This window comes from Mycobacterium sp. P4_H6 (assembly GCF_056400845.1).
Genome location: NZ_JBFUKN010000017.1, coordinates 1 through 21,721 on the forward strand (window position 1 = coordinate 1; position 21,721 = coordinate 21,721).

The following is a 21,721-nucleotide window of genomic DNA, read 5'->3' on the forward strand; positions in this document are numbered from 1 at the left end:
CAGGCGTCCCTCCCCTCTAATGGCCTGCCCCCGCAATACCCTCGCCCTGCCTGCCGGAAACGCCGTCGTCGTCGCCGACTGCATCRTCGGGTTCGTCGAAGCTGACATTCACCCGCTGAAATCCTTTGGCCTGCTGGGCTTCCGCTTGCCCTGCGTACATGCGGCGATCGGCGGCGGTCAGGTCGACGTTGTCGGTGAAGGGTGTGAGCAGCGCGCGCGGATGCAGCCGGTCCACCCGTACCGCGTTGATCTCGGCGCACACCAACAGTGACGTACCGACCAGGTACAGGAATGCCAGCAGGCCGAGCACGATCGCGAACACACTGTTGGTCACGCTGGCCGACGCGACCACCGAGGACACGTAGGTCGCGCCGAACCACTGCAGCATCTGCCAGAGCACCGCGGCGAGCACCGCCCCGGGCAGCACCTGCAGGACGGTCAACGACCGCACGGTGGTGACCCGGAAGGCYACGACGCAGACGCCGGTGTTCAGCACCAGCGACGCGATGACGACGCCCGCGGTCCCGACAAAGCCCAGGTCGGCCCAATTCTTACCGACCGCGGTGAGCAGCGTCGTGGCGATCAGCGCCGACCCGAGCACGATCAGCAGCATCAGGCTGCGCACCCGCGCCTTGATCGGGTCGGGGCGAACATAGCGGGGCACGGCCCACACGGTGTCCATCGCGTTCTGCAACGCCGTGCCCACGCCGAGGCCGCCGTAGAGGGCGCCGGCGATGCCGATCACCACTGCRGTCGTGCCGCCGCTGAGCGCATTCGGTTCGCTGAGTTGGTTGCCGAGCAGCGGAAGCTGACTGATCGCGGAGTCCACGATCTGCTCGCGCCACTCGGGCCGGTCCCGCAGCACCACCCCGAGCGCCGTCGTGAGCAGCAGCAGCAGCGGGAACAAGGAGACGAAGGCGTAGTAGGTGATCAGCGCGGCGAGGTAATTGGCCTGGTCATCGACGTACTTGTAGATGACGGCGATGGCGAAGCCGGCCGCCCGGCTGCGCTGCTGCAAACGATCGAGCCATCCCAGCATCGTGTCCTCCACCCACCACCCGGCCCAGTGCCGACGAGCAGGAGTACCCAGTTGACGCGCGCTTCTCACGCGAGACTGCAGGATGGGCAGGCTCGGGACCTCGCCAGAACTCAGTGGGCGATCTCGACGCGGTCACCGCCGGCGCGCTTGGCGGCATACATGGCGTGGTCGGCGGCGTCGAGGAGGTGTTCGGTCAGCGCGATGGTGTCGACCGCGCCACGGGTCGCCAAAGCTGACGTGGMGATGCCGATGCTGGCGGTGAAATTCGCCGGCGCCTCCCGGAACTCGAGGCGCAGACTTTCGGCCATCTGCAGCGCGGCATCGGGACGGCCGATTGTGACGATGGCGAATTCCTCGCCGCCGATCCGGGCGATCACCGACTCACCGGGGCAGGCCCGACGAAGCGACTGCGCGAGGGCGACCAGCACCTGATCACCGGCGGTGTGCCCGCGCGTGTCATTGATGGACTTGAAATCGTCGATGTCGATCATCGTCATGCTGACACGAGTACGGCCTTGCGATGCCGCGGCACCGACGAGCTGACCCATCGCGCGAAACAGACCGCGGCGGTTGGCCAGGCCGGTGAGCGGATCGATGTCGGAGAGCACGGCGGTGTCCCCGAGCAATTGCACCAGTGTCCGCAGCGACATCGGGACCACGATGACCGATGCGAGGCGCAGCGCGCCATCTGCCAGACCGACCCACGGGTCGCCCGCCAGTGTCTCGGTGACGATGCTCAAGGCGATGGGCACCACGGCCATTGCCAGCACCACCGTGAGGTGCGGCAGGGTGTGCACGCAGGCCACGTAGCTCGCGGTGAGCGCGAACGCGAGCGTGCCGGTAACCGCTTTGTCCTCCAGGATGTAGAGCACGCAATTGACCGCGATGGTCGCGTTCAGCATCACCACGATGACCTTCGATTGTCGGCAGGTCGGCCATCCGGACACCCACCAGCACGCGAAGATCAGGGCGAGCACACCGCACACCGCGGTCACGATCCGGCTGGCGGTCCCGGTGACACCCTGCGCGCTGAATACCATCAGAAGCGGCCAGGCACCGATCGCCGCGCAGGACGCGGCCACACCTGATCGGGTGAACCGCCCGTAGCCACTGGTCTCCACCAGCTGCACCACCCAGTCGTAGCGATCCGGCTGGCGCCACCACCCCGCGAGACCACCGGCCGGACCACCGTGCACCGTTTCGCCCCCTGTCCCCGCATGCCGTGCCGACGATGCTGCCACGGCATGGTGACGACCCCGGGTGAAACGGGCGCCAACCGTGAAATCAGCCTGACCGATGTTGTGGTGACCGAACACCCATATAGTCGACGTGTGGTCGACCAGCGTCCCGCTGACAAGCCGATGTTCGCCATGGTGCAGTCCGGTGTGCTCGATGTCGCCGTGGAGCGCCACGGCGACGACGGCGGGTGGCCGGTGGTGCTACTGCACGGATTCCCTTACGACGTACGCGGTTACGACGAGGTGGCCGAACACCTGTGCGCGGCGGGAGCGCACGTGGTCGTGCCCTACCTGCGCGGCTACGGCCCGACCCGTTTCCTCGACGCGGCGACGCCCCGCTCCGGACAGCAAGCCGCTCTGGCCGCGGACCTTCGCGCGCTGATCAGCACCCTCGACCTGGACCGGCCGATCGTCGCCGGTTTCGACTGGGGCGGGCGCGCGGCGTGCATCACCGCCGCGCTCTGGCCGGAATCGGTGAGCGCGCTGGTGACGGTGTCCGGCTACAACGTGCAGAACATCGCGGCCGCCGACACCCCGGCGCTCCCTCAGTTCGAACGGAACTACTGGTATCAGTACTACCTGCACGGCGAGCGCGGTGCGGCAGGGCTGGACGCACATCGTCGAGAGTTCGCACACTTGCTGTGGCAGGAGTGGTCACCGACGTGGGACTTCACCGAAGCCCAGTTCGAGGCCACTGCACGGTCTTTCGACRACCCTGACTTCGTCGAGGTCGTGGTGCACTCTTACCGGCACCGTTACGGCCTGGTCGATGGCGATCCGGCCTACCGGGACGTGGAAGATCGGCTCGCCGCCCAGCCGCGCATCGGGGTGCCCACCGTCATCATCGATCCGACCCTGGACCCGCTCGTTCCGAACCCACCCCCGCGCGCGACGCATGAATCGCATTTCGCTGCGCTGCTCGACATCCGCGCGGTGCCGGCCGGGCACAACGTGCCGCAGGAGGCTCCGCATGCGTTCGCTGAGGCCATCGTGCATGCGCACCGGTCCAGCTGAGCACTTCCCGCCGCTGCAGACGATACGGCCGTATCCGCGGATGAGTCCTGCCGACGTCACTCACCCGGTCTTTCGAAGGGGATGATCGGCGGAACCTGAACACCATCCGGAAGCACCAACTCGCCATCGGTATTGATGTAGCCGGAGTGCTTCGTCGGTATTGGCAGATCTGGGTTGGGGCATGGCTTGTCGGTCCCTTCGCCACAGATGCCGCCGATCAGATACGAACGCTTCTGATGATCCTCGGGCCAGGGGTCGGAGTGCATACCTATCCACTGCGCCGGGACGTTGTAGAAGATGAAGAAGCAGGAGCTGACGCCGGCGAAGATCGCCAGGAACCGAACGAATTGCTGCTTGGCGAATCCGCCTCTGACGCTGTCGAGTCCGCGCTCGACGATGGTGCGACCGCGATCGTCGGTGAAGAACCGCAGACAACACAGTGCCGCCTGGACCGCTCCCCACATCAACCCTTCATAGATCGGCCATTGGTAGTAGGTGCCGGCATTGAAGGAGACCGCTCGGATGGAGCCGGGGTACGTGTAGAACCCGATCGGCAGCATCACCAGTGCCTCCATGACGAAGTCGAAGGCAAAAGAGATCGCATAGGTGACGGCGATCAATCGCAGGGTGCTGATGCCGGGCCAGCGCGTCTTTATCTTGCGCATGATCCAACAGCCGACGATGGTGATCATCAGCACCCCATAGGCGTAACCCGGCGCGTTGGTCAGCAGCGGCTCGGCGACCATGGCGCCGGGCTCCTCCGGGGACACCCAACCCGGGATGTTCGATGACCAGGAGCCCATGTTGAACGACCAGGTGTTGTAGGTGCACCAGGTATTGAAATAGTTCAGCAACGGATCCTGGAAGAACATCAGGCCCATCGAGACCAGCAGCATGCCGTCGAGAGTGATCCTGCGTTCTTGGCGCCACGGTTTGATGAAGAAGAACCACAGGGCGAACGGCAAAGCGAGCCACAGAACGATCGCGTTCGCCAGCAGCGGGATCTTCATGTACAGAGGCGGTTCCGACGGACCCGACGGCACTCGCTCGAAGTACGGTCCGGTGACCCAGCTGATCCAGACATACAGCTGGAATGCCAGAAGAACGCCGCCGATGACGGCGAAGATCCTGACGGTGTTCGACTTCTGCTTCACGTCTCCGCTGGACAGCGTTGCCACGCTTGCTGACTCGGTAATTTCCGACCTTGCATTCGATGCCTCGCTCACGAATCAACTCCTTCTCGATGCGCCACACCACGTGGGCGGCGCGTCCGCGATCACCTAAAGATACTGATAGGTATCTGAGTTACCGAGTAGACTTTCAAAACTCACAGCGAACACGCAGGTTCACCGAGGCGTCGGCCCCTGGGGTGCCGCGAGTTCCTGCAGCGCCGAGAGGAACAGCTCGTCCATCCGCGGGCTCAGGTCGGCCAGTGCAGTGCCGGTGGCAGAGCACGCCGAGCCAAAGACGCGGGCAATCGCCTCGCTGTCGATGCCGGCCCCGATCGACAGGCACAGGCAGGCCATACCGTCGGCACGCAGTTCTTCGAGTGCCTTGTGAGTGTCGGCTTCGGCGTAGCGGCCCTCGTAGCCGTCGTCGTAAGGGAAGCCGTCCGAGAGCACCACCAGCAGACGGTTCGGCGTGCCTGCTTCGTTTTTCAGGATCTCGCCGGCCCCACGGATACCGGCGCCCAGACGGGTGTAACCCGACGGCTGCAACTGGTTGAGCCGGGCCCGTGCCACCGCGCCGAAACGCTGCCCGAAAGTCTTGATGGCCGGTAGGTGCACGGCGTGGCGGCCCTGCGACCGGAAGGCGTAGACGGCGACCCGATCACCGAGTTCTTCCAGGGTGGCCGCGATGGTGGCCGCTGCCCGGCGCTGATGCTCGTGCACGGCGAGGCCGTCTGGGTCGGCGTCGGTGGCCGATCCGGATGCGTCGACCAGGATGAGGACGCCCAGGTTGCGTTCCAGCTTGCGTCGTTCGATGTAGACGTTCTCCGGGGGTGAGTACCCGGAGCGCAGGTCCACCGACATGGCAACGAGCGCTTCGGTGTCCAGCTCGTCGCCATCCGCCCGGCCGCGCAACCGTTTGGGACCCAGGCCAACTCGGGACAGGCGCCGGCGCAGCACATCATCGTGCGGCACCTCGGCAGCGGACACGTCTGCCTGGGTCGTCAAAGGGAAGTCGATGACCCGGCACCAGTCGGATCGGTATCTGTTGTGGTGGACGTCCCACTCCGGATACAGGGCGCCGCCAACCCCGATCGCAGCTCCGGGCGCGCCCCGGTCGGTGAATCGGATCTGCGTCGGCGACGGTCGGGCGTTGAGGCCGACCTCCTGAACCCGGCGGATGGAGCCGACCCGCAAATCGCCGCCGGCAGCCTCGTCCCCGGAGGAACGTGCACCGCCGAACAGCTTGCGCAGGAAGTTCGACAGCGCCTCGGAGTTGACGGGTGCCGCGAACAACTTGAGGATCTTGCTCTCGCCACCGGGCTCGTCGTCGTCCTCGGAAGCGTCGTCATCGGTTTCGTCGTCCCCCGACAGCCCGGCAACATCGAAGTGCAGCGCGAGATCCTCGTCGGTGGCCGTTGCGCCGGGTCCGATCGGGTTGGCGAACAGACTGGACGGTCTGATGACGCCGAACCACTCCGGGGCATCGGCGAGGTGCTTTCTACTCCGTGCCATCGCGAGTGACTCGCCGCTGGTTGCGGTACGCGCTGTGCCGGGCAGGTGCAGCTGAGCGGCAAGCGGCAGCCGCTCCGCCAACTCCCCCAGCACTCGGTGACCTTCGAGTGCCAGATAGCGCCGGGCGAGGGCAGGCCGGGCTCGCAAGGCCCTGACATGTACTGCGTCCAGGCTGCCGGCACCGAGAAGTGCGCTCTGTAACAGCATTTCGCGGCGTTGATGCACCGGCGAGCTTCCCGCCGTGACGAAGACGACCCTGCCGTCGGTATACGCCGGCTGACCAGCCGGTGCTTCCATCACCTCTACCGACCTGCCGGCGATGAAGGTGGCGACGAACCGAAGTCGACCCGGAGTGCTCACGTTCCGAGCAACACCGCGTCGACCAGTTCACCCAGGGCACGCACGATGTCGGCGTCATCGGACAACGCCTGGACGATCCCCGCTTGAACGGCGCTGCGCAGGTTGAGTCCCTCGGCCACGAGTCCGCCGGTGAGAATCAGCATCCGGGTCGACGATCCTTCGCGCAGCGGTGATCCATCCAGGTTCCGGATGGCGTTCGCCAGTCGCACCAAGGAACGGGCGGTCGCGAACTCGATCCCGGCCTCGTATGCGACCACCTCGGTTTCGACTTCCGGTGGCGGGAAGCCGAGCTCGATGGCGATGAAGCGCTGGCGGGTCGATTCCTTGAGGCTCTTCAGGACGCTCTGATAGCCGGGGTTGTAGGAGATCACCAGCTGAAAGCCTGGCGCCGCAGGCAAAGTCACGCCGAGCCGGTCGACGGGGAGTTCACGGCGATGATCAGCGAGCGGATGGATCACGACAGTGGTGTCCTGACGAGCTTCCACGATCTCGTCAAGGTAGAAGATCGCGCCTTCGCGCACGGCACGGGTGAGCGGACCGTCCACCCAGACGGTCTCACCGCCCTTCAGCAGGAACCGGCCCACCAGATCCGCCGACGTCATATCCTCGTGCCCGGCAACGGTGATCAGCTCGCGCCCGAGTTCGTGGGCCATCGCTTCCACGAAGCGGGTCTTGCCACAGCCCGTCGGTCCTTTCAGCAGTACCGGTAGTCCCCGGCCCGCGGCGGCACGGAAGACCTCCACCTCCTCACCGACTGCGCGGTAAAAAGGTGCACGCGAATGAGTTTCGATCATTCTCCATTCCGTTCGAACGGGATGACCGGTGGCATGGTCGCGCCTTCGGGGAGCACGAACACTCCGTCGGTGTTGATGTAACCCGAATGTCTGGTCGGTACCGGCAGGTCCGGGTGCGGACAGGGCTTGTCCGTGCCGTCACCGCAGATTCCACCGTTGAAGTACGACCGCTTCATGTGGTCCTCGGGCCAGGGATCGGCGTGCATGCCCAACCAGATCGCCGGGATGTTGTAGAAGATGAAGAAGCACGCGCTCACGCCGGCGAAGATGGCGAGAAAGCGGGTGAACTGCTGCCGGACGAATCCTCCACGGACGCTGTCGAGTCCGCGTTCGACGATGGTGCGGCCGCGATCGTCGGTGAAGAACCGCAGGCAACACAATGCCGTCTGGACCGCACCCCACATCAAGCCCTCATACACCGGCCACTGGTAGTAGGTGCCTGCGTTGAACGACAGTGCCCTGATGGCTCCGGGATAGGTGTAGAGCCCGGTCGGAAGGAGGACGAGGGCTTCCATCACGAAATCGAAGACGAACGCGATGGCGTACGTAACGGCGATCAACCGAAGCGTGCTGATATTGGGCCAGCGCGTCTTGATCTTGCGCATGATCCAACAGCCGATGATGGTGATCATCAGCACGCCATAGGCATAACCCGGCGCGTTGGTCAGCAGCGGCTCGGCGACCATGKCGCCGGGCTCCTCTGCCGAGGTCCACCCGGGAATATAGGGGGCCCACGAACCCATGTTGAACAGCCAGGTGTTGTAGGTACACCAGGTGTTGAAGTAGTTCAGGAACGGGTCCTGGAAGAACATCAGGCCCATGGATATCAACAGCATGCCGTCGAGAGTGATCCTGCGTTCTTGACGCCACGGTTTGATGAAGAAGAACCACAGCGCGAACGGCAGAGCGAGCCACAGAATGATCGCGTTCGCCATGAGCGGGATCTTCATGAAGAGCGGGGGTTCACTCGGCCCTTGAGGCACCCGCTCGAAGTAGGGCCCGGTGATCCACCGGATCCACACATATATCTGCATCGCGAGGATCAGGCCGCCGACGACGGCGAGGATCTTGACCGTATTCGACTTCTGCTTCACCCCGGCGGTGGATAGCGTTGCGGCGCTGACAGACTCGGTGACTGTGGGGTCGCTTCGGTTGGACAGYTCACTCATAGACGAAGAAGATACCACTCAGTATCTGGTCAACTCTATAGTTTCTCGGATCCTGTGCCACAATGGGCGCATGGTCGAGCAGTGGACACGCGAGCGTCGCCTCGAGCGCACCCGCGCACTGCTGCTGGATGCCGCCGAAGAGGTGTTCGCCGACAAGGGATTCGCCCCTGCCAGCCTCGACGACATCGCTCGGGCTGCCGGCTACACGAAGGGCGCGATCTACAAGCACTTCGATACCAAAGAAGAACTGTTCTTCGCCGTGAGCGACCGCTACTGGCGCCGCTACTTCGACAATTTTGCCGAGGTGCTGTCTTCGGCCACCGAGGTCGGTGCGCACGAACTCGACGCCATCGCCGCGAGGTGGCGACAGTTGAGCCTCGACCGGGRTGCCGAGCACAGTGCACTGGGCCACGAGTTCACCCTCTACCTGCTGCGCAACCCCGACGCGCGGGAACGCGTCGCCGGCAAACGTTCCGAAGTTGTCGAGGCGCTCAGTCGATTCATCATCGAGGGCATGGAGCGCATCGGCGCGACGCTGCTCATACCTCCCCTGACCTTCGCCCAGGTCCTGGTAGCCACCAGTGACTCAGTGGTGCTGGGGAGTCAACTCGATGATGTCGATCTCTACCGGCCGATCGTGGAGATGTACATGTCCGCCATCAAACTGAGCTGACCTGTCTCCAGAGACACGGGCGCTGCGACCGACAGTTCGGCGGCCGCCGGAGTTCGACGATGCGAACCGTCAGCTCGCCGAGACCATCTGTCGCAGTTCGGAGATTGCTCCGGATCGGGTGTCGTAGACCTGGACAACGGCCTGGTCGCCGGGCTGAAGGAAGGTCGTTGCGCCCAGCGGCGTGTACTTCGTCGCCCCGATACCGATCAGCACGTTCTCGGGGTGACCACTGGCCGCCATCAACGCGCCGACATCCTCGAGCGGGCTGTCCGGGGAGCCCTTCTGATTGGAGAGCCGTTCGACAATCCAGTCGAATAGCACCTCACCGTAGTACGAGTAGCCCGACAGCGGGCTGTCGACTCCATAGGCGTGCTCCTGGCCGTCGGCGGTGTGCAGAGAACACGCCAGCCGCAGCGTGGACGTGGGGCCGTCCGGCGCCAGATCCGAGATCTCGAAGAACTGTGGCGCAACACCTTTGCACGCCGCTCCCCAGTTCTTCTTGTGACTGATCTTCGCGGCGCTGGGCCGCCGGATCGAACAGTCATTGAACGCACCGAGCGCGAAGGGCTGCACACCCATCACCGTGTCGCCACGCCACGACACGCGGCACGCCACAGCGACCTCGGGCTCGATCTGTAAGTTGAGCGGGCCGTCTACGGTGCCCGGCGCCGGCAGGCCGATCATGTTGCGCGACAGCGGAAACGCACCGAGGAAGGTGTCGTTTCCCGGTGCGTACCAGGGGAAGATGCCCTTGGGCGCGGATCCTTCGGAGCGGACGTTCACGAAGTCCGCCGCCTCCCCGGCCTGTTCCAGGTGGCCGGCGAAATTGCCGGCCACACCGAGCCCAAACCATGTCCGCAGCTCGGCATCGTCGAGCGTGATCATGCGTGGGCCGCTCATAGCGCGGTCACCGCGTCGGCAACCGCTTGTCCAAGAGTCTCGGTGGTGGCCGTTCCACCCATGTCCGGGGTCAACGTGTCACCGCCGCGGGCCAGCACCGCCTCGACCGCAGTGAGCACTGCGGCGGCGGCCTCAGGTTCACCGAGGTGCTCCAGCATCATGGAGGCGCACCAGATCTGGCCGATCGGGTTGGCGATTCCCTTTCCGGCGATGTCGGGCGCGGACCCGTGCACGGGCTCGAACAGGCTGGGAAACCTCCGCTCCGGGTTGATGTTGGCGCTGGGAGCGATGCCGATGGTGCCGGTGCACGCGGGGCCGAGGTCGGACAGGATGTCGCCGAACAGGTTCGAGGCGACGACGACGTCGAACCAGTCGGGGTGCATGACGAAGTTCGCCGTGAGGATGTCGATGTGGTACTTGTCGACATCGATGTCGGGGTAGTTGGCGGCCATTGCCTGTACGCGTTCGTCCCAGTACGGCATGGAGATGGAGATGCCGTTGCTCTTGGTGGCTGATGTCAGGTGCTTCTTGGGCCGGGTCGCGGCGAGATCGAACGCGAACTTGAGTATGCGGTCGACACCGGTGCGCGTCATGATGGTTTCCTGCATGACGATCTCGCGGTCGGTGCCCTCGAAAATCTTTCCCCCGACGCTCGAGTATTCGCCTTCGGTGTTTTCCCGGACGACATAGAAGTCGACGTCACCGGGTTGGCGTCCGGCCAGCGGGCTGGGCACGCCGGGCATCAACCGGACCGGCCGCAGGTTGACGTACTGGTCGAACGCACGTCGGAATTGCAGCAGGCTCCCCCACAGCGAGATGTGATCGGGCACCACGTCGGGCCAGCCGACCGCACCGAAGTAGATGGCGTCGAACCCCTGCAGTTCACCGAACCAGTTGTCGGGCAGCATTTTCCCGTGCTTGAGGTAATAGTCGGCGCTGGAATGGTCGAAGTGCTCGAAGTCGAGGTCCAGGTCAAACGCGTGCGCGGCCGCATCCAGGACGCGGAGTCCTTCGGGCACCACTTCGGTACCGATGCCATCGCCGGGGATGACTGCGATGCGATGGGTTCGTGACATGTCGGGAAGGTCCTTTCGGTGCATGTTCAGGGTTTGTTGACGGGATGGCGTGGTTCGCGCCCGCCCAGGACGGCGATGACGTCGGCGGCGGCGCTCAGACCGGCCCGCGACCGGGACTCGACGGTCTGCCCGGCGAGATGGGAGGTCACGATGACGTCGTCGCGGCCCCGCAGCCGGCTTTCGGCCGGCAACGGTTCGGCGTCCAGTACGTCGAGGGCTGCCCCAGCGATCTCACCTGAGTCCAATGCGTCGACGAGGGCCTCCTCGTCGACCAGTGATCCGCGGGCGGTGTTGATGAGCACGGCGGTAGGTTTCATCGATTCCAATGCTGAGGCATCGATCATCCGTCGGGTGCGGTCATCGGTCTTGGTGTGCAGGCTCAGGTAGTCAGCCCGGTTCAGGACGGCGTCGCGGTCGACGAACTGCACCGCCGTCGCAGCATTGTCCGGGTGGGCGGTATGCACCAGGACAGTCATCCCGAAAGCGGTCGCGAGCGTGGCGACTGCGCGACCGCTCGGCCCGAAACCGATTATGCCCAAAGTCGTTCCGCGGAGTTCGCGTCCGGCGTCACGCGGCCAGCCGCCCGCCCGCACGCCATCGATGACGGTGGTGAGTCGGCGCGCCGACATCAGCATCAAGGCAAAAGTCATCTCGGCGACGGCGTCGTGGTTCACGCCCGGGGTGTTGCAGATCCGGATCCCACGGTCGGTGGCGGCAGCGACATCAATGGAGTCGTACCCCACGCCACTGCGCGCGATCACCCGCAATGCGGTCGCGTCCGCAATCATGTCGGCGGTGACCGGCTCACTGGCGATGATGGCGCCGTGCACGCCATCGAACAAGGCTCGCGCTTCCTCGCGATGTCGTGGTCTGGTCGCCGGCCGGTAGATGGTCTCGTGGCCGTGGCGGCGCAGGAGTGTGTCCACCTCGCTGCCCGGGACGATGTAGTCGGTGGTCACCAGCACGCGCGACATCGTTTCTTCCTACTCTTCGTGTCCGTGGTCGGGTCGGAGTGCTCGATCCGGCATGGCTCGGCCGTGGCCACCCGCTGAGCACCGCGGGCCGCCGCCCTGTTCGTGGGCGGCGGCCATCCTCAGCATCGAGGATTACGGAGTGACGGTCACGATGACGCGGCAGCGGTGTGTCGGCTGCCGCGGACCGTTGTGTCCTCAGCCGGCCGGTCGATCGCGGCATGTTCGCCGGTGCCGGATTCGATTTCGCGGTCGTCATCGTCGGCTTCGATGGTGAACTCGCGTCGTCCGGCGAGCACTTCACGTGCCTGCTCGTCGTCGAAGTCGTTCTCCCACTTGGCGATCACAATCGTACCGATGGCGTTGCCGAGGACGTTGATGAACACCCGGCCCTCGTTGAGGAGGCGGTCGATACCCACGATCAGCGCGAGGGCGGCCAGCGGCACGTGACCGACGGCGGTGATGGTCGATGCCAGGACGATGAACGCACCTCCGGCGATACCGGCGGTGCCCTTGCTGGTCAGCATCATCACGCCGACCATGATGAGCTGTTCCTGCCAGGACAGATCGATGCCGACGGCTTGCGCCAAGAACAGCGAGGCCATGGTGAGGTACACCGCCGAGCCATCGAGGTTGAACGAGAATCCTGCCGGGATAACGAGGCCGACAACGGGTTTGCCGCAGCCCAAGTGTTCCAGCTTGCGGACCAACTGCGGCAGAATTGCTTCACTGGAGCAAGTGCTGAGCGCGATGAGCAGCTCGGTCTTCAGGTACCGCATGAGCGTGAAGACATTCATGCCGCAGGCTTTGGAGATCAGCCCCAGCAGCACGACGACGTAGACGATGCAGGTGGCGGTGAACAGCAAGATGAGGAATCCGAGTTGCTGCAGGCTGGAGGCACCGTACTTGGCGACGACCGAGGCGAGAGCACCAAAGGTGCCGATGGGAGCCAACCGCATCACCCAGCCGACGATCTTGAACACCACGTGTGACAGCGACTCGATCAGCGTGGTGATCGGCGCGCTGTGCGCCTTGGTGACATTGAGCGCGCAGCCGATCATCAGCGACACCAACAATGCCGAAAGGATGGCGTGGCCGGTGATCGCGCCGAACAGGGATTCGGGGATCACGTTGGTGACGAACTGGACGAAACCGACCTTCTCCCCCGAGTCGACGCCAGGGATGGTGCTGGCATCGAGGCTGTTGACGTCGATATTCATGCCCGCACCGGGTTTGAAGATGTTGGCCACCACGAGGCCGATCAACATCGAGACCAGTGAGAGTACGAAGAAGTAGCCGAGTGCCTTGACGCCGATGCGGCCAGCTCGGCGAAGGCTGTCCATGGTGGCGATGCCGAGGGTCACGACGCAAAAGACGACAGGGACCACGATCATCTTGACCAGCCCGATGAACCAGTCGTTGAGCGGTGTCACCGCGGCGCCGACGTTCGGCGCCAGGATGCCGACGGCGATGCCAAGGACGGCGCCGATGATGACCTGGAACCAGAGTTGGCGTATCAGGTTGCCGAATCTGGACCGGCGGGGTGGTGCGGTGGCGGTGGTGGTGGACATTTTGGGAACTCCTTTGGTCCGGTAGGTATTTCGCGCGAGTGGCTGACCTGGATGTGATGCGCCGGTCGGCCGGCGGGTGTGGTGCGCGCCGCGCCGCCCGACCTCGAACACCGGGTGGCACCGGAACGGCGGTCAGTGGTGCAGCTCGCGCAGCACCTTGTAGAACGCGCTCTTGGCCTCGAAGCCGATGCCGGGGATCTCGGTGAGCCCGACCTGGCTGTCGGAGACGACGGCGTCATCGGCAAAGCCGCCGGTGGGCTGGAACTCACCCGGGTAGGACTCGTTGCCGCCGAGCTTGAGGGCCGCGGCGATGTGCAGGGAGAACTGGTGCCCGCCGTGCGGGATGCAGCGGCGCGAGGACCAGCCGTGCTCCTTCAACATTTCCTGCACGCGCAGATATTCGGTGAGGCCGTAGCTCAAGGCCGGGTCGACCTGGATGTAGTCGCGGTCCGGGCGCATGCCGCCGTAGCGGATGAGGTTGCGGGCGTCCTGGACGGAGAACAGGTTCTCACCGGTCGCGATCGGGCCACGGTAGTTCTCCGAGAGGATGGCATTGAGCCGGTAATCGAGCGGGTCGCCGACCTCCTCGTACCAGAACAGACCATAGGGTTCGATGGCCCGGCCGTAGTCCAGGGCGGTCTGCAGATCGAAGCGGCCGTTGACGTCGACCGCCAGGCGGGACCCGTCGCCGTCGAGGACTTCCAGGACCGCTTCGATGCGCTTGAGATCGTCGGCGAGGTCGGTGCCACCGATCTTCATCTTGACCACGGAGTAGCCCATGTCGAGGAAGCGGCGCATCTCGTCTTGCAGGTCCCCGAGCGTCTTCCCGGGTGCGTAATAGCCGCCGGCTGCGTACACGAACACCGAGTCGTCGGGCTGGCCGTCGCCGTAGCGATCGGACAGGTAGCGGTAGAGCGGCTGGCCGGCGATCTTGGAGGCCAGGTCGAACAGGGCCATGTCGAGCACGCCGATCGCGACGGAGCGCTCTCCGTGGCCACCGGGCTTCTCGTTGTTCATCATGATCGGCCACGCCAGTGTCGGATCCAGGTCACCGGCCTCGTTCAGCAGGCTTTCCGGGGCGGCATCGAGCAGACGCGGAATCGCGCGACGGCGCAGGATCTCCCCCGCGCTGTAGCGACCGTTGGAGTTGAAGCCGTACCCGATGACGGGTTCGCCGTCGCGCATCACGTCGCTGACGATCGCCACGATCGAGCAGTCCATCGAGCTGAAGTCGATCCACGCATTGCGGATGGAGGAACTGATCGGCACCACACCTTCGTGGACAGAGAGAATCTTCATGATCAACCTTTCTTGTATCTTATAAGATGTGAGATGTAACTGATGACTGCCGATGCTAGACTTGCTGTGACGGTCAGCACAAGAGGCAATATGTGGCACTGGTCACATCGGTTCACGCAACGAGATTGGGCGCACATGACATCACCGCAGGTCACCAACGTCTTTTCCAGCAAGAGCGACGTTGCCTACGCCGAATTGCGGCGACTGATCCTCAGCGGCGGCCTACCTGCGGGCTCACGGCTTTCTCAGTACGAGCTGGCCGAGCAGATGCGGATGAGCATCACACCCCTGCGGGAAGCGATTCGCCGGCTCAGCGGTGAGGGCCTCATCGAACTCGACAATCACCGAGACGCCCGAGTCTCATCGATCGGTGCGGACGAGGCCCGCCAGTTGTTCGAGGTGCGGCTGGCACTGGAACCCGCGGCGGTGGCGCTGGCCGCCGAACGTCGCACCGACGACGACATCGCGGTGATGCGGACGGCACTGGCCGATCTGGTCCCGGTCACCCGGGAATGGGGAGAGGACGGGTTGTGCGCCCACAGCGCCTTTCACCGCACGCTGTATGCCGCAGCGCACAACGACGTGATGATCAAGACTCTTGATGACCTGTGGGCCAAGTCCGACCGCTACCGGCGCCTCGGACTGATGCTGCCCGCGGGGGACGAACCCCGGATGATCGACTTCAACCAGCACCATCAGATGCTCGAACTCGTCGTCGATCGCGATGCCGCCGCGGCGCACGCGCTGGCGCGACTACATATCGAGAACAGCCTGACGGCCTCCGCGATCGACGCCCTCGAAGGACAGTTCCCCAAATCCGAAATCGCTTGAGATAAGCCAGCTCCAGCCCGACCGCAGCGTGTTTCAGGCTTCTCGCCGCCCGCGGCGGATTGAAACTGTTTAAGAACCCAGTTACGTACCCTGTGTCCAGGGTGGTCGACAGGCTTCCCGTTCCTCCGCCGCGAGAGGTGCGCCCTGTGGTCTCTGAGAAAATCGCCGTGGGTGAAACACCGGCCGCCGCACCCACCACGATCGAGGTACGTGGTGCGTGCGTGCACAACCTCGCGAACGTCGACGTCGACGTGCCCCTGAACCAAATGGTGGCCATCGCAGGGGTTTCCGGATCGGGTAAGTCATCACTGGCGATGGGAGTCCTGTACGCCGAGGGTTCACGTCGCTACATCGAGGCGCTGTCGACCTACACCCGGCGCAGGATGTCGCACGCCACCAAGGCCACCGTCGACAGCGTCCGGCACGTCCCGGCCGCGCTGGCCCTGCGGCAGCGACCGGGTGTACCCGGTGCCCGCAGCACCTTCGGTACCTCGACCGAACTACTCAACGTCCTGCGGCTGCTGTTCTCCCGCCTGGCAGAGCACGTCTGCCCCAACGGCCACCGCCAGAAACCGACGATCGATGTCGCCGCAGGCCTGGACCTCACCTGCCCGGTCTGCGACGTCACGTTCAGCCCGCCGGGTGCCGAGGCGCTCGCATTCAACTCCGACGGGGCATGTCCGACCTGCGGCGGCCTCGGGGTGGTGCGCGAGATCGATGACGCACTGCTGGTTCCCGATCCGTCACGGACGATCGCCGACGGCGCGGTCGCCCCGTGGAAGATGATGGGCCTGACCGTCATGCCGCAGATGGTGGGCGAGCTCGGCGTGCGCACCGACGTGCCCTACCGCGATCTCACCGACGACGAACGCGACGTCATCCTGCACGGCCCTGCCGACAAGCACCGCATCACGGTGCCGTCGAAGAGCGGAAAACTGTTCGAGGTCAACTTCACCTACCGCAACGCCCGCCTCGCCGTACAGGAGGCGCTCGACAAAGCCGCCAGCGAAGGTGGCCTCAACCGGGTCAACAAGTTCATCAATACCGGCACGTGCCCGACATGCCACGGCACCCGGCTGAGCGCACGCGCCCTGGCTCCTCAGGTGACCGGGATCAACCTCGCTGAGGCGACGGCAATGACCCTCGATGACGTGATCGACTGGGTGCCAACGGTCCTCGATACATTGCCTGCCGATATGCGTTCGATGGCGACCGCGATCACCGGGCAGCTGTTCGAGATCGCGCAGCGGCTCGTCGAACTCGGCCTCGGCTACCTCGGTCTGGACCGACCCAGTTCCACGCTGTCCACCGGCGAGCGCCAACGCGTTGCACTTTCCCGCGCGGTGCGCAATCAGACCACCGGGGTGCTCTACGTGCTCGACGAACCGTCCATCGGCCTGCACCCGTCCAACATCGACGGCCTCAACGGTGTCATCCGCGATCTGCTGCGCGACGGGAACTCGGTGGTGCTGGTCGATCACGACGTGCAGGTCCTGCGCGAAGCCGACTGGTTCATCGAGATCGGACCCGGATCCGGCAGCGACGGCGGCACTGTCATCGCGGAGGGGACACTGGATGATCTGGTGGGTAACCCGTCCTCGCAGATCGCCGGGTTCCTCGACGGGACAGAGCCGATCCGCGTGCGAGAGGCCGTCACCTCCGAGCGACTCTTCGACCAGGGTCGGATCCGTCTGGCCACGCTCCCGATACACACCGTGCACGCCCTCGACGTCGAAATACCCAAGGGCCGACTCACCACCGTCACCGGCGTTTCCGGTTCCGGCAAGACCACCTTGGTGCTGGAGAGCTTGGTGCCGGCGTTGCAGACGATAGCGGCAGGCGAACAGTTGCCCGCACACATCGCGACGGTGGAACCGTCGGGCATCGAGCGCGTCAACGTCGTCGACGCCACTCCCATCGGCACCAACGTGCGGTCCACCGTCGCCACCTACAGCGGGGTCCTCGACGAGCTGCGCCGCGTCTACGCCGCCCTCGACGCGTCGAAGGGCCGCGGGCTGACCGCCTCGGACTTCTCCTACAACACCGGATCCCTGCGCTGCCCGCGCTGCGAAGGGACCGGGCAGATCTCGCTCGACGTGCAATTCCTGCCCGACGTCGACATCCCCTGCCCCGACTGCGACGGCACACGCTATGCCCCAGCCGCACAGGATATCCGGCGAGACGGCCTATCCCTGCCCGCACTCCTCGGGCTCACCGTCAAGCAGGCACTGCAGGACACCGAGGACCTGCCGAAGGTACACCGGAAACTGCAAACCCTGATCGACCTCGGGCTGGGCTACCTCACCCTGGGCGAGGACACCCCGGCGCTATCGGGCGGCGAAGCCCAACGACTCAAGCTCGCAACCGAACTCGGGCGCAAGCAGTCCGATGCGCTGTTCGTGCTGGACGAGCCCAGCGTCGGACTGCATCCTCTCGACGTCCGCGTCCTGCTCGGCGTCATCGACCGCCTCGGCGCACGAGGTGCCACCGTGATCGTCATCGAACACGATCTCGACATGATCGCCAACGCCGACTACGTCATCGATATGGGACCCGGAGGCGGTGCCGCAGGCGGGACCATCGTCGCAACCGGCACGCCCGCCGATATCGCCCACTCCACCGCCAGCGTCACCGGCCGCTATCTCGCAGCGGGAGTGGCGCCGTGAACTGTTGAACGCGGCGCTTCGACGCCAAGGCATTCTGATGGCCTGGGTGCTGCGTCAGCCGTCGTAGTCCACGGCAACCGTTGCGGTGCTGGGACGAGACTGACAGGTCAGTATGAAGCCGGCCTCGAGCTCCGCTGTGTTGAGGGCGAAGTTCTGTTCCATCGACACCGCTCCGGCGGTGACTTTGGCTTTGCATGTGCCACACGCGCCGCCCAGGCAGGCGTACGGCGCGTCGATGTTGTTCTTCAACGCGGATTCGAGGATGGAGTCACCGGGAGCGAGTTCCACGGTGTGCGTCGCACCGGACAGCGTGACGCTCACCTGGGATTCGGGATAGTCGTCGATGGGTGTGGCTTGTGCGGGGCCGCGGAACAGTTCGAGGTGTATCTGCTCAGTCGGTACCTCCTCGACCACGAGGCCACGGTGCAGAGTCGTGACGAGATCGCTTGGGCCGCAGAGGTACCACCGGTCGATGGATGTCACGGGACTGCCCAGCAGCCGCCGGATCATCGCCAGATCGATGCGTCCGCGGAGGAACTCGGGATGGTGCGCTTCGGCGGACCGGACGTGAAAAATGCGGAGCCGGTCGGCGTATCGCGCTTCGAGTTCGTCGAGTTCGGCCGCGAACATGGTCGAGTCGGCGGTCCGGTTGCCATAGACGAGGGTGAAGCGGCTGTCGGTTTCGATCTCCATGGTGGTGCGCATGATCGACAGGATGGGCGTGATGCCGCTACCGGCGGCCACCGCGACATAGTCGTGTCGGGCGAGCGGGTGCAGGGGCGCGCCGAAACTACCCGTGGGTGTCATCAGCTCCAGAACGTCACCGGCACGCAGTGATTCGACCGCGAAGGACGAGAACACCCCACCGGCAACGTGGCGCACGCCGATCGCCAGTTCTCCCGACGCTGCCGAGGTGCAGATCGAGTAGTTGCGCCGCACCTCCTTGCCCTCGATGCGATGTTTCACGATCAGGTGCTGGCCGGCCTGGAACTGGAACTCGTCGGTGAGATGATCGGGCACGGCGAAACTGACTTTGACGCTGTCGGGCGTCAGCCCCTCGACGCTTTTGACCGGGATCGGGTGGGTGTCGACACCGCCCGGCGTGGCGGGCTGGGGCATGCGAATCGGCAGCAGCGCAGCCAATTTGCCGTTGAGCCGTTTCCATTCGCGGTACTGCGGTGCGTCGAGTTGCTGCCCGAAGACAGTGCTGATCGCCGAGTCGCGCTCCAGATAGGCAGCCTCGTTGCGTTGCCACGCCGCGACATAGCGATAGAACGGGATCGAGGGGTGCAAGTGGTGGACCAGATGATAGTTCTGCGACAGCAGCAGCGGGGTCAGGATCCACTCGGAGCCGACGCGGTTGCGGGTGGCGCGGTAACGGTTCTCGCGCTGGGTGTCTTCCAGATCATGATGCGGCAGCCAGTCGAACCACCAGGCGAGCACGGCCATGGCCACCCGTTCGGGAATCAGATAGATCACCGCGAGGGTCCACAGATGGCCCGTGACAGCGGCCGTCACAATCACCGCGACCGTGACAACCATCAATGCTGCCGTTTCGGCGATCTCCGCGCGGGGACGCTTGCGCCAGTGGCGCACCAGGAAACGGAGGTACGGAAGATCCATGGCAGGGAAGCGGAGGGGCAGCTGCCACCACGGTGCGGCGCTCACGAAGTGATCGGGATCGGCGTCACCGTCGTTCGTGTTGCGGTGGTGCTCGATGTGGATGAACGCGAACGACCTGAAAGAAATCAGCGGCGAGACAAAGAACATCGCGATGCGGCCGAATGCGACATTTACCCAACGACGAGAGCTGATCGAGTAATGCGAAGCGTCGTGCAGGACGGTGAACAACACGAAGATCGCGACGGCGCTGGCGGCGACGGTGGCGGCCGCCGGCAACGTGTCGGTGAGGGCAGCCCAGGTGGACGCACCGAAGAGCGCAAGCGCGAAGGTGAAGATGCCGACGATGGGCCAGGACAGCGCGGGTACCTGCTCGCCCGGGTCAGGCAGGGCGTGCGGCGAGCCCGCAGTACGGGGTGGGGAGTATTCCGTCGTGGTCACTGTCGGACTCCTCGATCGCGCTTCGGTTGAGATGCCCAAACTACAAACGCCCGGTGCCGGTCTACAAGGACCTCGCAGCCCTCGACAGTGTGCTGCCAGCACATCCTTTTGGCACCGGAACCCGGCGGGGAGGCTAGGCCTCGGGCAACACCGAGGCTCCCAGCACGTCGCACACGAGCAGGGCTGCATGCAGCTCGGCGACTTTGACCGTCACGGGCCGGCCTCGGCGCTCTTCGGCACGACGTACCCGCTGCAGGACCGTGTTCTTGTGGATCCCCAAGGTGCGCGCGGCGGCCGTCAGACTCCCCTGCGCGTCGAGAACAGCCAGCAGCGCGGCGCGCTCGCCGCGCTCTTTGCCGCCGTCGGCCGCCAGGTCGCCGAGCTGAGCGGCGACGAAGGCCCGTGCCGTATCCAGGTCGCGCGCGATCGCATCCACCAGCGCGACATCGCCGAATTCGGTGATCGACGGCGCCGCACGCCCCGCCAGTTCGACGACCCGGCGCGTGCGTACCGCCTCCAGGTGGGTGGCGCGGAAGCCGGCGGCCCCCGGATGCGGTGAGCCCACCGCGAGGTGAACGTGGTCTGATGAGCCCGCGAGTTCCGCCGCCATCGTCGAGCTTTTCACCTCCCCCGTGGCCGAGGCCCACCCCCATACCGCGAGTGGGCCGTCCGCCACGACGAGTGGATGACCATCCCCGAGATGGCGACCCACACGTTTGGCGAATCCGTCCAGATCGACACCGCGGTCATTGGCCCAGCACACGAACCCGACCTGCCGGCCGGTGAGCCGGTGGCTGAGCACCCGTTCGGCCCTGGCGCTGTCGACACGTTCCCCGGCCAGCAGTGCCCGCACGACGTCGTCGCGATCGGCACGTGCCTGGTTTTGCCGACGGTCCAGCTCCGCGACGTACTCGGCCGCCACCAGAGAAGAGATGCGGTCGATGTAGCGGAACCCGAACCGCTCGAGATCGGCGAAGGTCCGCAGTGCGACAGCGGGATCGTCGATCCAGTCGGCGAGCGAGCCGGAGAGCTTCTCGGTGAAGTACTCATGACCGAGGCGGTAGAACCGCAACATCACATCGACGCTGTGCCCCCGCGCGGCCATGGCCCGCGCGTGTTCGAGCGCGGTGACCGGCGCCTCGGCCGCCGACACGTCGATCCCATGACGGAACATCGAAAGGACCGCTTCGAGATTCGATGAGCACGATCCCAGGGTGAGGCCGCGAAGTTCGGCATCCCCGCCGACCTCCGGGATCCGATCGACCAGGTAGGTCAGCATGTCATCGGCCAGGCTGGACACATCCCCCAGCAGGGCGGCGGCGACTCCCCTTCCGGCGACCGCGCCGTCAGCCGGTTCGCGCGCGTCCATGCCTGC

Annotated in this window: 18 protein-coding genes; 5 read left to right on the forward strand and 13 right to left on the reverse strand. The window is 65.1% G+C overall.

Annotated elements, in window-relative coordinates; genetic code table 11:
* Positions 1-16 precede the first annotated feature (16 nt).
* Together AC1DTF_RS09390 and AC1DTF_RS09395 are read right to left on the reverse strand one after the other, a co-directional pair.
* Positions 17-1,039: a YihY/virulence factor BrkB family protein gene (locus AC1DTF_RS09390; protein WP_477473869.1), complete on the reverse strand. Its 1,023-nt coding sequence runs from the start codon at positions 1,037-1,039 to the stop codon at positions 17-19.
* Positions 1,040-1,149: 110 nt separating this feature from the next.
* Positions 1,150-2,451: a GGDEF domain-containing protein gene (locus AC1DTF_RS09395; RefSeq protein ID WP_477473870.1), complete on the reverse strand. Its 1,302-nt coding sequence runs from the start codon at positions 2,449-2,451 to the stop codon at positions 1,150-1,152.
* Between AC1DTF_RS09395 and AC1DTF_RS09400 the strand changes: the two genes are divergently transcribed.
* Complete coding sequence (locus tag AC1DTF_RS09400) at positions 2,371-3,291, forward strand: alpha/beta fold hydrolase (RefSeq protein ID WP_477473871.1); 921 nt, start codon at positions 2,371-2,373, stop codon at positions 3,289-3,291. The two genes, AC1DTF_RS09395 and AC1DTF_RS09400, sit on opposite strands and share 81 nt — an antisense overlap.
* Before the next feature lie 56 nt (positions 3,292-3,347).
* Here the strand turns inward: AC1DTF_RS09400 and AC1DTF_RS09405 are convergent, their stop codons facing one another.
* Complete coding sequence (locus tag AC1DTF_RS09405) at positions 3,348-4,460, reverse strand: spirocyclase AveC family protein (protein ID WP_477473937.1); 1,113 nt, start codon at positions 4,458-4,460, stop codon at positions 3,348-3,350.
* Here AC1DTF_RS09405 and AC1DTF_RS09410 point away from each other — a divergent pair.
* Positions 4,354-4,575, forward strand: a complete 222-nt coding sequence (locus tag AC1DTF_RS09410; RefSeq protein ID WP_477473945.1) for a hypothetical protein — start codon at positions 4,354-4,356, stop codon at positions 4,573-4,575. The genes AC1DTF_RS09405 and AC1DTF_RS09410 overlap by 107 nt on opposite strands.
* A 62-nt stretch (positions 4,576-4,637) precedes the next feature.
* On the opposite strand, the gene AC1DTF_RS09415 is transcribed toward AC1DTF_RS09410, so the two are convergent.
* Genes AC1DTF_RS09415 through AC1DTF_RS09425 form a run of 3 tightly spaced genes read right to left on the reverse strand, consistent with a single transcriptional unit; the run spans position 4,638 to position 8,298 of the window.
* Positions 4,638-6,272 (reverse strand): nitric oxide reductase activation protein NorD, encoded by a 1,635-nt coding sequence (locus AC1DTF_RS09415; protein WP_477473938.1) that lies wholly within the window; start codon positions 6,270-6,272, stop codon positions 4,638-4,640.
* Between the two features lie 59 nt (positions 6,273-6,331).
* Positions 6,332-7,129, reverse strand: a complete 798-nt coding sequence (locus AC1DTF_RS09420) for an AAA family ATPase (protein WP_477473872.1) — start codon at positions 7,127-7,129, stop codon at positions 6,332-6,334.
* Complete coding sequence (locus tag AC1DTF_RS09425; protein WP_477473873.1) at positions 7,126-8,298, reverse strand: spirocyclase AveC family protein; 1,173 nt, start codon at positions 8,296-8,298, stop codon at positions 7,126-7,128. Before AC1DTF_RS09425 ends, AC1DTF_RS09420 begins: the two co-directional genes overlap by 4 nt.
* A 70-nt stretch (positions 8,299-8,368) precedes the next feature.
* On the opposite strand from AC1DTF_RS09425, the gene AC1DTF_RS09430 reads away from it, so the two are divergent.
* The gene (locus AC1DTF_RS09430; protein ID WP_477473874.1) at positions 8,369-8,971 is read left to right on the forward strand and encodes a TetR/AcrR family transcriptional regulator; all 603 of its coding nucleotides are present in this window, start codon (positions 8,369-8,371) and stop codon (positions 8,969-8,971) included.
* A 69-nt stretch (positions 8,972-9,040) separates the two neighbouring features.
* Here AC1DTF_RS09430 and AC1DTF_RS09435 read toward each other — a convergent pair whose 3' ends face one another.
* From AC1DTF_RS09435 to AC1DTF_RS09455, 5 genes are all read right to left on the reverse strand, one after another.
* Entirely contained in the window at positions 9,041-9,856 is an 816-nt protein-coding gene (locus AC1DTF_RS09435; protein WP_477473939.1) for a DUF5718 family protein, read from the reverse strand.
* A gap of 11 nt (positions 9,857-9,867) precedes the next feature.
* Complete coding sequence (locus tag AC1DTF_RS09440; protein WP_477473875.1) at positions 9,868-10,947, reverse strand: tartrate dehydrogenase; 1,080 nt, start codon at positions 10,945-10,947, stop codon at positions 9,868-9,870.
* Positions 10,948-10,973: 26 nt separating this feature from the next.
* The gene (locus AC1DTF_RS09445) at positions 10,974-11,921 is read right to left on the reverse strand and encodes a phosphoglycerate dehydrogenase (RefSeq protein ID WP_477473876.1); all 948 of its coding nucleotides are present in this window, start codon (positions 11,919-11,921) and stop codon (positions 10,974-10,976) included.
* A 146-nt stretch (positions 11,922-12,067) separates the two neighbouring features.
* The gene (locus AC1DTF_RS09450) at positions 12,068-13,489 is read right to left on the reverse strand and encodes a cation:dicarboxylate symporter family transporter (protein WP_477473877.1); all 1,422 of its coding nucleotides are present in this window, start codon (positions 13,487-13,489) and stop codon (positions 12,068-12,070) included.
* A 132-nt stretch (positions 13,490-13,621) separates the two neighbouring features.
* A complete protein-coding gene (locus AC1DTF_RS09455; RefSeq protein WP_057167665.1) occupies positions 13,622-14,788 on the reverse strand; it encodes a mandelate racemase/muconate lactonizing enzyme family protein in 1,167 nt (388 codons plus the stop codon).
* A 135-nt stretch (positions 14,789-14,923) separates the two neighbouring features.
* Between AC1DTF_RS09455 and AC1DTF_RS09460 the strand changes: the two genes are divergently transcribed.
* Positions 14,924-15,619, forward strand: a complete 696-nt coding sequence (locus AC1DTF_RS09460; RefSeq protein ID WP_477473878.1) for a GntR family transcriptional regulator — start codon at positions 14,924-14,926, stop codon at positions 15,617-15,619.
* Positions 15,620-15,885: 266 nt separating this feature from the next.
* A complete protein-coding gene (locus AC1DTF_RS09465) occupies positions 15,886-18,285 on the forward strand; it encodes an excinuclease ABC subunit UvrA (protein ID WP_477473940.1) in 2,400 nt (799 codons plus the stop codon).
* Between the two features lie 54 nt (positions 18,286-18,339).
* On the opposite strand, the gene AC1DTF_RS09470 is transcribed toward AC1DTF_RS09465, so the two are convergent.
* On the reverse strand, positions 18,340-20,346 hold the full coding sequence (locus AC1DTF_RS09470) for a fatty acid desaturase (protein WP_477473941.1): 2,007 nt from the start codon (positions 20,344-20,346) through the stop codon (positions 18,340-18,342).
* A 133-nt stretch (positions 20,347-20,479) separates the two neighbouring features.
* On the reverse strand, positions 20,480-21,715 hold the full coding sequence (locus AC1DTF_RS09475) for a PucR family transcriptional regulator (protein WP_477473879.1): 1,236 nt from the start codon (positions 21,713-21,715) through the stop codon (positions 20,480-20,482).
* Between the last annotated feature and the right edge of the window lie 6 nt (positions 21,716-21,721).

Coding starts and splice junctions, on each gene's coding strand:
- AC1DTF_RS09450 (WP_477473877.1), bottom strand. CDS start 13,489: ATGTCCACCACCACCGCCACCGCACCACCCCGCCGGTCCAGATTCGGC.
- AC1DTF_RS09435 (WP_477473939.1), bottom strand. CDS start 9,856: ATGATCACGCTCGACGATGCCGAGCTGCGGACATGGTTTGGGCTCGGT.
- AC1DTF_RS09445 (WP_477473876.1), bottom strand. CDS start 11,921: ATGTCGCGCGTGCTGGTGACCACCGACTACATCGTCCCGGGCAGCGAG.
- AC1DTF_RS09415 (WP_477473938.1), bottom strand. CDS start 6,272: ATGGAAGCACCGGCTGGTCAGCCGGCGTATACCGACGGCAGGGTCGTC.
- AC1DTF_RS09465 (WP_477473940.1), top strand. CDS start 15,886: ATGGTGGCCATCGCAGGGGTTTCCGGATCGGGTAAGTCATCACTGGCG.
- AC1DTF_RS09455 (WP_057167665.1), bottom strand. CDS start 14,788: ATGAAGATTCTCTCTGTCCACGAAGGTGTGGTGCCGATCAGTTCCTCC.
- AC1DTF_RS09475 (WP_477473879.1), bottom strand. CDS start 21,715: ATGGACGCGCGCGAACCGGCTGACGGCGCGGTCGCCGGAAGGGGAGTC.
- AC1DTF_RS09440 (WP_477473875.1), bottom strand. CDS start 10,947: ATGTCACGAACCCATCGCATCGCAGTCATCCCCGGCGATGGCATCGGT.
- AC1DTF_RS09460 (WP_477473878.1), top strand. CDS start 14,924: ATGACATCACCGCAGGTCACCAACGTCTTTTCCAGCAAGAGCGACGTT.
- AC1DTF_RS09420 (WP_477473872.1), bottom strand. CDS start 7,129: ATGATCGAAACTCATTCGCGTGCACCTTTTTACCGCGCAGTCGGTGAG.